The organism is Vreelandella sp. EE27, assembly GCF_968206495.1.
Window position 1 is genome coordinate 3,498,543 of record NZ_OZ309109.1, and the last position, 13,592, is coordinate 3,512,134.

Consider the following 13,592-nt stretch of genomic DNA (forward strand, 5'->3'; position numbering starts at 1 on the left):
GACCCCGCCACTGGCGGTACATTTTTAACAAGGGATTTCCCATGGCGAACAACATTACCTTCATCGGCGCGGGCAACATGGCCAAGGCGATTATCGGCGGGCTCATCGAAAGCGGCGTCAGCGCCACGCACATTACCGCCACCGCCCCTACCGAGCAGGCGCTAACCCCGCTTCGCGACGCAATGGGCATCCACACCCATACCGACAACGGCAAGGCGATCCAAAATGCCGACGTGGTGATTCTGGCGGTCAAACCGCAAATCATGCAAAACGTTTGCGCCGAGCTTGCCGACACCCTTCGGGCACAAGCGCCGCTGGTCATTTCGATTGCCGCTGGCCTCGAAGCCGCTACAATCGATGCGTGGCTGGGCGGCAACACCGCCCTTGTGCGCTGCATGCCCAATACGCCTTCGCTGGTGGGCGTTGGCGCCAGCGGTCTTTACGCCAACCGCGGCGTGTCCGATGCCCAGCGCACGTTGGCGGGCGAGCTGATGGAAGCGGTCGGGATCGTCGAGTGGGTCGAGGACGAAGCGCTGCTCGATGCGGTGACCGCCGTTTCCGGCAGTGCGCCGGCGTACTTCTTTTTGATGTTCGAGGCGATGGAAGAGGCGGGCGTCGCCCAGGGCCTGCCTGCGGCGACCGCGCGGCGTCTGGCGATTCAAACCGCGCTGGGCGCGGCGACCATGGCCCGGCAAAGCGAACACGACCCGGCCACACTCAAGCGCAACGTCATGTCACCTGGCGGCACCACCGAGCGGGCGATCGAGCACCTGGAGTCCGCTGGACTTCGTGACACGATGGCGAGCGCCATGCAGGCCTGCGCCGAGCGCGCCAGCGAAATGGCCAAAGAGCTGCGCGGCCACTGAGCCAAACGCTCACCCCAACATTCAGCACGATTTAACGCAACGGAGACGCAAGCAATGGGCAGCCAAATGGGTAGCGCCGGGTTAACGCTAGTCAACACCCTCATCAACATCTATTTATTCATACTAATGCTGCGTTTTTTGCTGCAGGCCTCACGCGCGGATTACTACAACCCGCTGAGCCAGTCGGTGGTCAAAATTACCCAACCCGTGGTCGGGCCGTTCCAGAGCTTTCTAGGCCCGGTCGCTGGGCGCTTTGATCTTGCCACCCTGGCGGCGGCCTTCGTGCTCAAGGTGGTCAGCATCATCGCCCTTTTGATGCTCATCGGCTTCGGCATGCCGCCGGTGGTGCAACTGGTGATCGCCGGGGTCGCCGCGCTCGCCAACGCCATTTTGAAGATCTACTTCTTCGCCCTGATCGTAATGATCATTCTGAGCTGGGTCGCTCCCAACGCAAGTCATCCGGGCGCACTGCTGGTCATGCAACTGGTCGAGCCGATCATGGCGCCGGTGCGTAAAGTGATTCCGCCGCTTGGCATGATCGACCTTTCCCCGATCGTGGTGTTTATCGCCATCAACCTGATCGACGCGCTGGTCGTGGGCTCGCTGATTCGCCAGGCGGGTGCGCCGGGCGCGCTGGTCGGGCTTTAAGCGCGCGTCACGCGCGCCGTTATCGACTTTTTAGCAGGATTACCGTTTTCAATGCCTGATCCAGACACGCGGCCAACACCTGACCACCCGGCGGACTCCGTCGGGACGGTTACGCCCCACGTTGCTCGTTTCGACACCCCCTTGGCGCTTGCCTGCGGCAAGGTGCTGCCCGAATACGAGCTGATTTATGAGACCTACGGCACGCTCAACGCCGAGCGCAGCAACGCCGTGCTGATCTGCCATGCGCTGTCGGGCCACCACCACGCGGCGGGGTATCACCATCCCGACGATACCAAACCCGGCTGGTGGGACGCTCATATCGGCCCGGGCAAATCGATCGACACCGACCGTTTCTTCGTCGTCTCGCTGAATAACCTGGGCGGCTGTCACGGCAGCACCGGGCCGGTAAGCCACAACCCGGCCACCGGCCGCCAGTGGGGGCCGGATTTTCCCGTGATCACGGTCATCGACTGGGTGGCCAGTCAGGCGCGGCTGGCTGACCATTTGGGCATCGAACGCTGGGCGGCGGCCGTGGGCGGAAGCCTGGGCGGCATGCAGGTGCTGCAGTGGACGATCACGCATCCCGAACGGGTCGCCAATGCGGTGGTGATTGCCGCGACCCCGCGCCTTTCGGCGCAGAACATCGCCTTCAACGAGGTCGCCCGCCAGGCGATCCGCTCCGATCCGGAATTTCATGAGGGCTGGTACGCCGAACAGAATACGGTGCCCAAGCGCGGTTTGAAGCTCGCGCGCATGGTGGGCCATATCACGTATCTGTCGGAAGACGCCATGGGCAGCAAGTTCGGCCGCGACCTGCGAACCGACGACCTGAACTTCGGCTTCGACGTGGAGTTCCAGGTGGAGTCCTACCTTCGCTACCAGGGCGACGCCTTCTCCACCGCCTTCGATGCCAACACGTATCTCCTGATGACCAAGGCGCTGGATTACTTCGACCCGTCGGCGCTGCACGGCGGCGACCTCGCCTCTGCGCTCGCCCCGGCCCAGTGTCCGTTTCTCATCGTAAGCTTCACCACGGACTGGCGCTTTCCGCCTTCACGCTCCCGAGAGCTGGTCGATGCGTTGATTCGGGCGGGTAAACCGGTCAGCTACGCCAATATCGAATCCCCCCACGGCCACGATGCCTTCCTGCTGCCGGAGCCGCGCTACGAGGCGCTGTTTAGCGCCTTCATGGAGCGCTCGGCGCAAAGCCTTGGCCTTTCAGACACCCGCGGGGAGAGCCCGGCATGATGCGCACCGACCTCGAGCTGATTTTTGACTGGGTGCCCGAAGGCGCCCACGTGCTGGATCTTGCCTGCGGCGATGGCGCCCTTTTGGAGCGCCTCTCCCAGCAGAAAAACGTCACCGGCTACGGTTTGGAGATCGACCCGGCGGGCATTACCCAGTGCGTGGCGCGCGGGGTCTCGGTCATCGAACACAACCTGGACGATGGGCTCGGCAACTTCGGCGATCAACGCTACGACCAGGTGATCATGACCCAGGCGCTACAGGCGCTGCGCCGCCCGGACAAGATGCTCGACGAGATGCTGCGAGTGGCGGACGAGGGCATCATCACCTTCCCCAACTTCGCCTACTGGCGCCACCGGGTGTACCTGGGCCTGCGCGGCTACATGCCGGTGTCCAAGTCGTTGCCCCACGCCTGGTACGACACGCCCAACATCCATCTTTCCACCTTCAACGACTTCGAGCAGCTCTGCCGCGAGAAGGGGCTGGTGATCGTCGACCGTGCCGTGGGCGTGGGCGAACATCGCGGCCATTGGACCTCGCGCTGGTGGCCCAACCTGTTCGGCGAAATCGCGATTTTTCGCGTGCGCCGCCGCTAGCTGCTCAAAGGCGGACCGTCAGGGCGCGCTCGATGCCGATACTGATTGGCGCGCCCGCCTCCCAGCCCACCCCGATACCGTAGGCCAGCACTTCCACCCCCTGGGCCACCGCGGCTTCAAGGCCCGCGGCGTAGGCCGGGTCGATGTGGCTGGCCGGGCCGACATCGAAAATGCCCTCGCGGGCGCCGCAGAATACCAACACCGCCCGCTCGCCCTGGCGCGCCAGCGCCTCGAGCGCCTGCAGATGCTTGAGACCCCGCGTGCTGACTGAGGCGGGGAAGTAGCCGTGGCCATCGTCTTCCATCAGCGTGACCTGCTTGACCTCGATATAGGCGCGGCGCTGGCTTTCATCATCCTCGAGCAGAAAGTCGAGCCGCGACCCTTCTACCGTGACCTCGCGGCGAAACCGGGCATAGCCGGCCAGCGCTTCGAGCTTGCCCGCCGCAAGCGCCGTTTCGACGATGCGGTTGGCGCGCCCGGTATGAATCGAGGCGAGCTCCACCTGGCCAGCCAGGCCGGGCAGTTCGATCAGCTCCCAGGTCCAGGCGAGCTTGCGTTTGGGGTTGTCGCTTTGGGAGAGCCACACCCGGCACCCGGGCACGTTGACGCTTTTCATCGAGCCGGTATTGGGACAGTGCGCGATGACCTCGCGGCCGTCATCGAGGCGCACATCGGCCAAAAAGCGTTTGTAGCGGCGCAGCAGTATGCCCGGCACCAGGGCGCTTTCGTAGGTGATCATAGCCGGCTGACAAAGCGCGCCAGGCGCACCAGTGCCTCCTGCAGGCGGGCCACGTCACTGGTGAAGGCGATGCGCACGAAATGCTCGCCTCCGTGTACCGCGAAATCGACGCCTGGCGTGATGGCTACGTTTTCTTCGACCAGCAGCCGCTCGCAAAACGCCTGGCTGTCACGGCTGTAGCGCGAGATATCCAGCCAGACGTAGAACGCCCCCTGGGGCGCAACGTCCGGCGCCAGCCCAAGATCGAAAAGGCCATCGAGCAGCACCTGGCGGCGCTCTTTCAGGGTCACCCGGCGGCTTTCGAGCTCTGCAAGGCACTCCGGCGTGAAGGCGGCCAGTGCCGCGTGCTGGGAGGGCGTGGCCGCGGCGAGAAAAACGTTCTGGGCAAGTCGCGTCAAGGGTTCCACCGCGCGCTCCGGCGCCACCAGCCAGCCCAGGCGCCAACCGGTCATGCCGAAGTACTTCGAGAAGCTGTTGACCACGAAGGCCTCCTTCGAGAGCGCGGTGGTGGAAAGCGGCGCGTCGTCGAAGTTGAGCCCCTGGTAGATTTCGTCGACCAAAAGCTCGCCGCCCCGGGCCGCCACGGCTTCGCACACGCCGGCAAGCCCGGCGCGGCTCAAGGTATGCCCGGTCGGGTTGGAGGGGGAGGCGAGCATGGCAAGGCGCGTAGCTGGCTGCCAGTGCTTCTCGATCAAAGCGGCGTCGAGCTGCCAGCCGGTTTCACGCCCCACCGGCACTACGTCGACCTCGGCGCCGGCCAGCGCCATGAAGTGGCGATTGCAGGGGTAGTTGGGGTCGGCCATCAGCACCCGGTCGCCTTCGCTGACCAATAGTTGGCTTGCCAGCATCAAGGCCCCGGAGGCGCCGGGGGTGACGATAATGCGCGCGGGGTCGACCTCGGCGCCAAAGTGATCGAAGTAGTGGCCGCTGATCGCCTCACGCAGCGCGGGAAGGCCTGCCGCTGGCGTGTAGCGGGTCTTGCCATCGGCGAGCGCTCGTTGGCCGGCGGCGATGATCGGCGCCGGCGTTGCGAAGTCCGGCTCGCCCACCTCCAAATGAATGACGTCAAAGCCCTGGGCTTCGCGCGCCTGGGCCATTTCCAACAGGTGCATCACGCGAAAAGGGGCCACCTGGTCAAGGCGTGGATTCCAACCCATTCAAACTCCTTGTTCATTCGATCGTTTGATTTTATTCGGCCCCGGGCGACAATTAGACTAACGTCTTAGGCACCCTATAATACTTGCATAGCGGCCAATTTTCCGCTAAACAAGCATCCCTTTGACGTGAAATCGTGGCGTTGTCACGGTCGATCAGCAGTCACTTGAGTAAGGGGCACTCCCATGTCAGTAGCGGAACAGAAACCGGAAGCGTCCACATCCTTCACCCCGTACGAGCCGGCACCGGGTGAAGAGTACATGAACGCCAAGCAGCTTGCGCACTTTCGCCAGCTACTCCTCAATTGGAAGCAGGACCTCATGGAAGAGGTGGACCGCACCGTGCGCCACCTTCAAGAAGACGCCAATAACTACGCCGACCCCGCCGACCGGGCAACCCAGGAAGAGGGCTTCAGCCTGGAACTGCGTACCCGGGACCGCGAGCGCAAGCTTTTAAAGAAGATCAACGAAACCATCGAGAACATCGATGAAGACGACTATGGCTTCTGCGAAGCGTGCGGCGTCGAAATCGGTATTCGTCGTTTGGAAGCGCGCCCCACCGCCACGCTTTGCGTGGACTGCAAAACCCTGGCCGAGCTGAAAGAAAAACAGCTGGGCGGATAATCACGCCGGGGCTCTACCCCCTCTAATCGGGCACCGCGAGTGCCCGTTTTTGTGTCTTGCCGAGCGTTTCCACCTGGCTCATGATGGGCTTTATGACCAACACCGTTCGCTATCGGGGCCGCTTTGCGCCCACGCCTTCCGGTCCGCTGCATTTTGGCTCGCTAGTGGCCGCCCTCGGCAGCTACCTGGACGCCCGCGCCCAAAAGGGCGAGTGGCACGTGCGGATCGAAGACCTCGACCCCCCGCGCTGTCCACAAGGCACCGACACCACCATTTTGCGCCAGCTCGAAGCCTTTGGGCTTCACTGGGACGGCGACGTCGTCTGGCAAAGTAGCCGGCTCGCGCGCTACCAGCACGCTCTGGATAACCTCGCCGAGCAAGGCCTTGCCTACCCCTGCAGCTGTTCGCGCAAGCAGTGGCAGGACTACTCGATCTACCCCGGCTGGTGCCGCCAGGGCGTGAGCGACCCGGGCAAGCCCGTCGCCTGGCGGCTGCGCAGCGATATCGCCAGGCGCCCCGTTCGCTGGCACGACCGCTTATTCGGCGAGCAGTGTTTCGACCCGGCCGCACTTGGCGACGTCGTATTGAAGCGTAAGGATCACCTTTGGGCGTACCAGCTCGCCGTGGTGGTGGACGACTTCGACCAAAACATGACCGATATCGTGCGCGGCCACGACCTGCTCGACAACACCCCCTGGCAGGGCCAACTGCAAACCGCGCTTGGCTACCCGGCCCCACGCTACCTGCACTTACCGCTGGTGATGAGCGCGGCGGGACAAAAGCTCTCCAAACAGAACCTGGCGCCAGCGCTGGCGGATGAACCCGATGCCGTTCGCCGCCAGCTTTACCAGGCACTGGTCGCGCTGGACCAGGCCCCGCCGAGCGCGCTTCAAAGCGCCCCGCCCGATCAGCAGCTTACCTGGGCCATCGCCCACTGGCAGCCGGCGCGGCTGGTGCCCAACGTCGAGCGGCCCATGCCGGAAGAGCACTGATATGTACGTCTACCGTATTCTGCTTTTTCTGGTGTTCGGCGGCTACCTGCTTTCGCCGGTGTTGATGGGCGGCTGGAGCGAGCCGGGGACGGTGTGGTACCGCCCGTTTTTGATCTGGGGCGGGCTGATCGCGCTGACCCTATGGCTCGAGCAAAAAAGGAAGCTGGATGAGCGTTGAACTAGTCGGCGTCATCGCCCTGGGGCTTGGCTATTTTGGCCTGCTACTGGGCGTCGGCGTAGCGGTCGAACGGGGGCTCATTCCGGTACGCCTGACCCGCCACCCGCTGGTCTACACGCTGGCGCTGGGCATCTATGCCAGCGCCTGGGCGGTGTACGCCAGCCTCGAGCTTGCCGCCGAGGCGGGCTTTGGCTACCTGGCCTACTACCTGGGCGCGGCCGGGGCGTTTTTGCTCGCGCCGGTGCTGCTGGTGCCCATTCAGCGCATCACCCGCACCTACCAGCTCTCTTCGCTTGCCGATTTGTTCGCGTTTCGCTTTCGCTCGCGCTGGGTGGGCACCCTGGTCACCCTGTTAAGTCTTTTGGCGGTACTGCCGCTTTTGGGTATTCAGGTCAAAACCCTGAGCGATGCGGTCTTTCACTTGACCCATAGCCGCTACAGCGACGTCGCAACGCTGCTTTTTTGCGCCATCATCGCGCTGGGCGCCATTCTTTGCGGCGCTCGTCACCGCCATCAGCACCGCCACGACACGCTTTTGAGCATGCTCGCCCTCGAGGCGCTCATCAAACTGTTGGCGATGCTTGCGCTCGGCGCCATCGCCCTTTGGTGGGTGTTCAGCGGCCCCCAGGATTTGCAGCAGTGGCTCGACGGCCCCGGGCTCGTTGCCCAGGCGGCCACGCCCAGGCTGGACCCCGCCCAGTGGCGTACGCTGCTGCTGCTGTTTTTCGCCGCCGCTTTCATGATGCCGCATCTTTTTCAAATCACCTTTGCCGAGAATCTCTCGCGGCATACGCTCTTACAGGCGAGCTGGACGCTGCCGCTGTTCTTGCTGCTGATGGCGCTTCCCATCCCGCTGATCTGGTGGGCGGCGCAGTCGCTGGGGGGCGATCTTTCATTGACCGCCTACGCCGCCTATCAGCTCTCCACCCATTGGTGGGTCGGGGCGCTGGCCTTTTTGGCGGGCCTGGCCGCGGCCAGCGGCACCATGGCGGTGATGGCCATTGCGCTATCGGGCATGGTGCTCAACCACGTGGTGCTGGTCGCCCGCCCGCCGGAGGCGCGCAGTAATCTTTATGGTTGGCTTTTATGGCTACGCCGCGCGCTGGTCGTGGCCGTCGTGGCCAGCGGCTGGCTGTTTGCCGAAGGCATCAGCCGCCACCACACCCTCACAGACCTGGGGCTCGCCGCCTTTGTCGGCATCGCCCAGTGCTTACCGGGAATGCTCGCGCTTCTTTACTGGCCCGGCGCCAACCGTAACGGCATGGTGGCCGGTCTTATCGGCGGCGCGCTGATATGGCTTTGGGGGCTTTGGCTGCCGCTGTTGCTCTCTACCTCGCTGCCCAGCCTTCCGTTCGTCGACATGATGCCGCCGGGCGCCCCGGACTGGTACACCACCACGCTGATATCGCTTTCAGTCAATATCGTGCTGTTGATCGTCATCTCGCTTTTCACCCGCACCTCGGAAGGCGAACAGAGCGCCGCGGAGGCGTGCTCGGTCGATGCGGTGATCCGCTCCAAGCGCCTGCCGCTGGAAGCCGCCACCCCGGGGGATTTTCACACCCACCTGGCCCAGGCGCTGGGCGACGAGGCCGCCGAACGCGAAGTGGCCCGGGCAATGAAAGCGCTCAACCTGGGCCCCGAGGAGCGCCGGCCCTACGCGCTGCGCCGGCTGCGCGACCGGCTCCAGGCGAACCTTTCCGGGCTAATGGGCCCCTCTGTTGCCCGCGACATCGTCGACCGCTACCTGCCCTATCGCCACGACGACGCGCCGGTGACCGACGATATCCACTTCGTGGAGAGCCGCCTTGAGGCCTATCGCTCCCGGCTCACCGGCCTCGCCCGGGAGCTCGACGGGCTGCGCCGCCACCACCGCCAGACCCTGGCTTACCTTCCGGTCGGGCTTTGCGTACTGGGTGATGACGACGAGCTGACCATGTGGAACCAGGCGCTTTCCGAGCTATCCGGCATTAGCGGCGAGAGTGTGATCGGCGCGCACCGCGACAGCCTCCCCGCGCCCTGGCCCGAGCTATTGAAAAGCGCGCAGCACGCGCCAGGCGGCCCGCTTTACAAGCAACCGGTGTGCCTGCACGGCAGGGACTACTTCCTGACCCTGCACCAGGCCGCGCTGAGCGGGCTCGATAGCCGCGGCGGTAGCGTGATCCTGGTCGAGGACCACAGCGAGATGAAGTGGCTCGAAGAGGAGCTGGTGCACGCCGCGCGTCTGGCCTCGATCGGCCAACTGGCCGCCGGGGTGGCCCACGAGATCGGCAACCCGATCACGGGGATTTCATCGCTTGCCCAAAACCTGCGTTTCGATACCAGCGACCCGGCATTGCTGGAAACCGCCGATCACATCCAGGAGCTGACCCAGCGGGTGACTAAAATCGTCAATTCGCTGGTGGGCTTTGCCCACGGCGGGCGCCAGTCATTGCCGCCCCCGGCAGAGCGCGTCGTGCTCCGCCATATCAGCGACGACGCGCTACACTTGATCCACCTGGCCCGGTCGGGCGAGGATGTTAGCTTTGACAACGCCTGCCCGGCGCACCTCACCGTTCAGGGCGACGCCCAGCGCTTGACCCAGGTGATGGTGAACCTTCTGGGCAACGCGCGCGACGCCTGCCAGGGGCCGGGCGAGGTTTTAATCGACGCCGGCGAGCAGGCCGGGCAGGCCTGGTGGCGCGTCACGGATAACGGCGAAGGTATCGCGGAAAGCGTGAAGGATCACCTGTTCGAGCCCTTCACCACCACCAAGGCACCGGGAGAAGGCACCGGGCTCGGGCTTTCGGTGGCGTACCAGATTATCAACGAGCACCAGGGCCGAATCGAATGCGCCTCGCCCCCGAGCGGACAATCGTGCGGTACCGCCATTACGCTTTGGCTGCCGCTTTACCAACAGGATGATCGACCCCTAAATGGCCAGGATACTGATTGTTGAAGATGAAGCGATTATTCGCAGCGCTCTCAAGCGCCTACTCGAGCGCAGCCACTACGAGGTCGTCGAGGCGGCCAGCGTCGAGGAGACGGCAACGCTGGCGCTTGCCGAGTTCGATCTCATCATCAGCGACCTGCGCCTGCCGGGCGAGCCGGGCACCGCGCTGATCGAAGCCGCCGCCCCGGCGCCGGTGCTGGTCATGACCAGCTACGCCAGCATGCGCTCGGCGATCGAGGCATTGAAGCTGGGCGCAGTGGACTACGTCGCCAAACCCTTCGATCACGACGAGCTGCTGGAAACCGTCGAGGGCATTTTGCACAAGCGCGCCATGGCGGCCGGCAGCGCCCCGGCGATTACCGACGAAGGCGGCACCCGCCAAATCATGATCGGCGACTGCGCCGCCATGCAGCAGGTGTACACCCGGATTCGTAAAACCGCTCCGGCGGATGTCAGCGTGCTGATCCAGGGCGAGTCCGGCACCGGCAAGGAGCTGGTGGCGCGGGCGCTTCATCAGCAGAGTAAGCGCGCGGCGGCCCCGCTTATTTGCGTCAACTGCGCGGCGATCCCGGAAACGCTGATCGAGTCCGAACTTTTCGGCCACGAAAAAGGCGCCTTCACCGGCGCAAGTGCCGCTCGCACCGGGCTGGTAGAAGCCGCCGACGGCGGTACGCTGTTTCTCGACGAGATCGGCGAACTTCCGCTGGATGCCCAGGCAAGGCTTCTGCGCGTGCTGCAAGAAGGCGAAATCCGCAAGATCGGCTCCGTGGAAACCCGTCACGTGAACGTCCGCCTGATTACCGCGACCCACCGGGACCTGCGCGCGCTTTCCAAAAGCGGTGAGTTCCGCCTGGATCTTTATTATCGCCTCAACGTCATGCAGATCGCCCTGCCGCCGCTTCGCGAGCGTGACGAGGACGTTTTGAAAATCGCCGACATCCTGCTGGAGAAAGCCTGCCAGCGCCACGACCGGCCAGGTCTTCGCCTTTCGCGCGCCGCGCGTCAGGATGTGCAGGACTACCCCTGGCCTGGCAACGTGCGCGAGCTCGAAAACGCGCTCGAGCGCGGTGTGATTCTCGCCGAGGGCCACCTGATCCACCCTGACGACTTAGGGCTGGGGCCGGTACCTCACCGCCCGGCGCCCAGTGCAACGTCCGAAGCGAAAGAGTCGTTCGAAGACGAAGAGGATCTGTCGCTGGAGGATTACTTTCAGCATTTCGTGCTCGAGCACCAGGATCAGATGAGCGAAACCGAGCTTGCACAAAAATTGGGCATTAGCCGTAAAAACCTCTGGGAACGGCGCCAGCGGCTGGGTATTCCGCGTAAAAAGACCGCCAAGCGCCCAGGAGTGGGGGGCGATACCTCCACGCCTTGATGCCACGCACCGCGCCCTACGACTAACGTCTAATATCCTGATTTCAATAAAAAATATTTAAAAAAGTGGGCATTTGGGCTGTTACCTTCCCACACACAACACGTTTAAAAACGCTGTTTCGAAGGTAACACTTGGTGCGCTACGCCCGCTCAAAAAATACTCGAATACTACAAGTTCATGAAATGACGTTTCTTTTTAACAAGTGGCACGCCAAGTGCAGTATTACTGGGTAAGAAAAACAAATCGGGTAACGGTTAAACAACAACAATAACAAGTCATACCGCACAGACCTCGCCAAAACAAAAACAACAGGGCGGGGGCAAGATAAGCGACCAATAACAACAAACGGCTGATGTCTTGCAAATTGCTGGCGCTTGAAAGCAGGCGCATCCATAAAAACAATCGAAAGCAACCACCCGAAAAAGGACGCGACGTACACCCTCAAAGCGGCCAACAATAATAAACGCTTTGCGATGTACCCCCCGGAACCAATAACAATTCGCCGGGAGAGAAGAGTTCGCGGTTGGATTATTGTTTTGAATACGAGGCGGTCGGAGCAGAGTGAGTAACGCTTTACTGACTGCGGTGCGTATTCAGGGCGATGTGCCATCATGAAGAAAAACAGCAGCACGGATGCTGATTGACCCAATTGACAGGGGAGGCCCTTTTGGCCTCCCCTTTCCGCATCTGGCCGCGGGGGATTGACGCCTTTATGAACGTCGTTTTTTAAACGTTTTGTACAATCCTCGTCTGAATGCTTTGCAAGGCGTTGGGCGTCGGCTACACTCATCGACTTATCATTTATCAAACCCTTTGTTAAATAACCTACGTTTTAACTGCGAGTCGATGTCGTCGCATGTTTAGAGGACTTACCCGTTTTTTACCTGGTTCGGGAGAGCAATTGAAAAACCTGCTCGATTCCCAAGAAAACCCTACAGAGGCCTTAACGCCTCACGTTATCCCCCGCTCCGAGCACCCTGTTTCTCGTCAGCAGATCAGCGACGCCGCCTTGAAAGTACTTTATCGATTGGACGGTGCAGGCTTTGGTGCCTATCTGGTCGGTGGCTGCATTCGTGATGCGCTCCTTGGTCAAACACCCAAGGATTTCGACGTGGCGACCAACGCCACGCCGGATCAGGTGCGCGAGCTGTTTCGCAACTCGCGATTGATCGGGCGGCGCTTTCGTATCGTTCACGTCCGCTTTGGGCGCGAAGTCATCGAGGTAACGACCTTCCGAGGCAAGCCCCAGGACGAACACGGCGATCATATCGCTCAGCAATCCGACGATGGGCTTCTGCTGCGCGATAACGTTTGGGGCAGCATCGAAGAGGACGCGCTGCGCCGTGACTTCACCGTCAACGCGCTTTACTACAGCATCGCCGACTTCTCGATTCATGACTTCGCCGGCGGCATCGGCGATATCAACGCACGCACGCTGCGCCTGATCGGCGACCCGGCGACCCGTTATCGGGAAGACCCGGTGCGTATGCTGCGCGCGGTGCGCTTTGCCGCCAAGCTGGGCTTCGAGATCGCTCCGGAAACCGAAGCGCCGATGTACGAGCTGGCGCCGCTTTTGCTGCAAATTCCGCCGGCGCGCCTATTCGACGAAGCGCTCAAGCTCTTCATGTCCGGTCAGGGGCTTTTGACCTTCCGTCTTTTGAGCCACTACGGGCTGTTCGGCATGCTCTTCCCCGAAGCCGAGGAAGCCATGGCCGACGCCGCTTGGGTCGAGGAGCTGATCGAACAGGCGCTAATGAATACCGACAAGCGCATCGCCAACGACCGCCCGGTGACCCCGGCGTTTTTGTTCGCCGCGTTTTTGTGGGGGCCGGTTTCGCTACGCTTGGCAGAGCTCGAAGGCGAAGGCATGCCTGCGGTACCCGCGCTGCAAACCGCCGCCCAGGACGTAGTGATGCGCCAGCTTCAGCATATCTCGATCCCCAAGCGCTTTGGTATGCCGATGCGCGAGATCTGGGAGCTTCAGGCACGCCTGCCCATGCGTCGCGGCAAGCGCGCGTTTCAAAGCCGCGAACACCCGCGCTTTCGCGCCGCTTTCGACCTATTGTTACTGCGCGAGCAAGCCGGTGAAATACCCCGCGGGCTTGGCGAGTGGTGGGAAGCGTTCCAGCAGGGCGACGAGCACGAACAGCGCCGCCTGCTGCAAAAGGTGGGCGGCGACCCGGCAAGCCAGGGCGACCGGCGGCGTAAAAAGCGCCGTAAGCCGACGCGCAAAAGCGATTAGCGAG

The 13,592-nt window shown here is 62.8% G+C and carries 13 protein-coding genes; 10 read left to right on the top strand and 3 right to left on the bottom strand.

What is annotated here, in order from left to right:
* Nucleotides 1–41 precede the first annotated feature (41 nt).
* From proC to metW, 4 genes are read left to right on the top strand one after another with little or no spacing between them, the layout of a single operon-like run.
* Complete coding sequence (proC, locus tag ACWHVV_RS16435; protein ID WP_447927173.1) at nt 42–866, top strand: pyrroline-5-carboxylate reductase; 825 nt, start codon at nt 42–44, stop codon at nt 864–866.
* Between the two features lie 54 nt (nt 867–920).
* Complete coding sequence (locus ACWHVV_RS16440; protein ID WP_447530062.1) at nt 921–1,514, top strand: YggT family protein; 594 nt, start codon at nt 921–923, stop codon at nt 1,512–1,514.
* Between the two features lie 51 nt (nt 1,515–1,565).
* Nucleotides 1,566–2,762 carry a homoserine O-succinyltransferase MetX gene (gene metX / locus ACWHVV_RS16445; protein ID WP_447927174.1) on the top strand — a complete coding sequence of 399 codons (1,197 nt, stop codon included), beginning with the start codon at nt 1,566–1,568 and terminating at the stop codon, nt 2,760–2,762.
* Nucleotides 2,762–3,355: a methionine biosynthesis protein MetW gene (metW, locus tag ACWHVV_RS16450; RefSeq protein ID WP_447530551.1), complete on the top strand. Its 594-nt coding sequence runs from the start codon at nt 2,762–2,764 to the stop codon at nt 3,353–3,355. Before metX ends, metW begins: the two co-directional genes overlap by 1 nt.
* A gap of 4 nt (nt 3,356–3,359) precedes the next feature.
* Here the strand turns inward: metW and sfsA are convergent, their stop codons facing one another.
* The gene (sfsA, locus tag ACWHVV_RS16455) at nt 3,360–4,094 is read right to left on the bottom strand and encodes a DNA/RNA nuclease SfsA (RefSeq protein ID WP_447927175.1); all 735 of its coding nucleotides are present in this window, start codon (nt 4,092–4,094) and stop codon (nt 3,360–3,362) included.
* A complete protein-coding gene (locus ACWHVV_RS16460) occupies nt 4,091–5,251 on the bottom strand; it encodes an aminotransferase class I/II-fold pyridoxal phosphate-dependent enzyme (protein ID WP_447927176.1) in 1,161 nt (386 codons plus the stop codon). Before ACWHVV_RS16460 ends, sfsA begins: the two co-directional genes overlap by 4 nt.
* Before the next feature lie 183 nt (nt 5,252–5,434).
* Here ACWHVV_RS16460 and dksA point away from each other — a divergent pair, with 183 nt between their 5' ends.
* From dksA to ACWHVV_RS16485, 5 genes are all read left to right on the top strand, one after another.
* Nucleotides 5,435–5,872 (top strand): RNA polymerase-binding protein DksA, encoded by a 438-nt coding sequence (gene dksA / locus ACWHVV_RS16465; protein ID WP_447927177.1) that lies wholly within the window; start codon nt 5,435–5,437, stop codon nt 5,870–5,872.
* A 92-nt stretch (nt 5,873–5,964) separates the two neighbouring features.
* Complete coding sequence (gene gluQRS, locus ACWHVV_RS16470) at nt 5,965–6,864, top strand: tRNA glutamyl-Q(34) synthetase GluQRS (RefSeq protein WP_447927178.1); 900 nt, start codon at nt 5,965–5,967, stop codon at nt 6,862–6,864.
* A gap of 1 nt (nt 6,865) precedes the next feature.
* The gene (locus tag ACWHVV_RS16475) at nt 6,866–7,042 is read left to right on the top strand and encodes a hypothetical protein (RefSeq protein ID WP_447530068.1); all 177 of its coding nucleotides are present in this window, start codon (nt 6,866–6,868) and stop codon (nt 7,040–7,042) included.
* Nucleotides 7,032–9,977, top strand: a complete 2,946-nt coding sequence (locus ACWHVV_RS16480; protein ID WP_447927179.1) for an ATP-binding protein — start codon at nt 7,032–7,034, stop codon at nt 9,975–9,977. The genes ACWHVV_RS16475 and ACWHVV_RS16480 overlap by 11 nt, the downstream gene beginning before the upstream one ends.
* Nucleotides 9,955–11,346: a sigma-54-dependent transcriptional regulator gene (locus ACWHVV_RS16485; protein ID WP_447927180.1), complete on the top strand. Its 1,392-nt coding sequence runs from the start codon at nt 9,955–9,957 to the stop codon at nt 11,344–11,346. The genes ACWHVV_RS16480 and ACWHVV_RS16485 overlap by 23 nt, the downstream gene beginning before the upstream one ends.
* Nucleotides 11,347–11,521: 175 nt before the next feature.
* Here the strand turns inward: ACWHVV_RS16485 and ACWHVV_RS16490 are convergent, their stop codons facing one another.
* A complete protein-coding gene (locus ACWHVV_RS16490) occupies nt 11,522–12,136 on the bottom strand; it encodes a hypothetical protein (protein WP_447927181.1) in 615 nt (204 codons plus the stop codon).
* Between the two features lie 66 nt (nt 12,137–12,202).
* On the opposite strand from ACWHVV_RS16490, the gene pcnB reads away from it, so the two are divergent.
* Nucleotides 12,203–13,588, top strand: coding sequence for a polynucleotide adenylyltransferase PcnB (gene pcnB / locus ACWHVV_RS16495; protein ID WP_447927182.1), 1,386 nt, complete (start codon nt 12,203–12,205; stop codon nt 13,586–13,588).
* Nucleotides 13,589–13,592 lie beyond the last annotated feature (4 nt).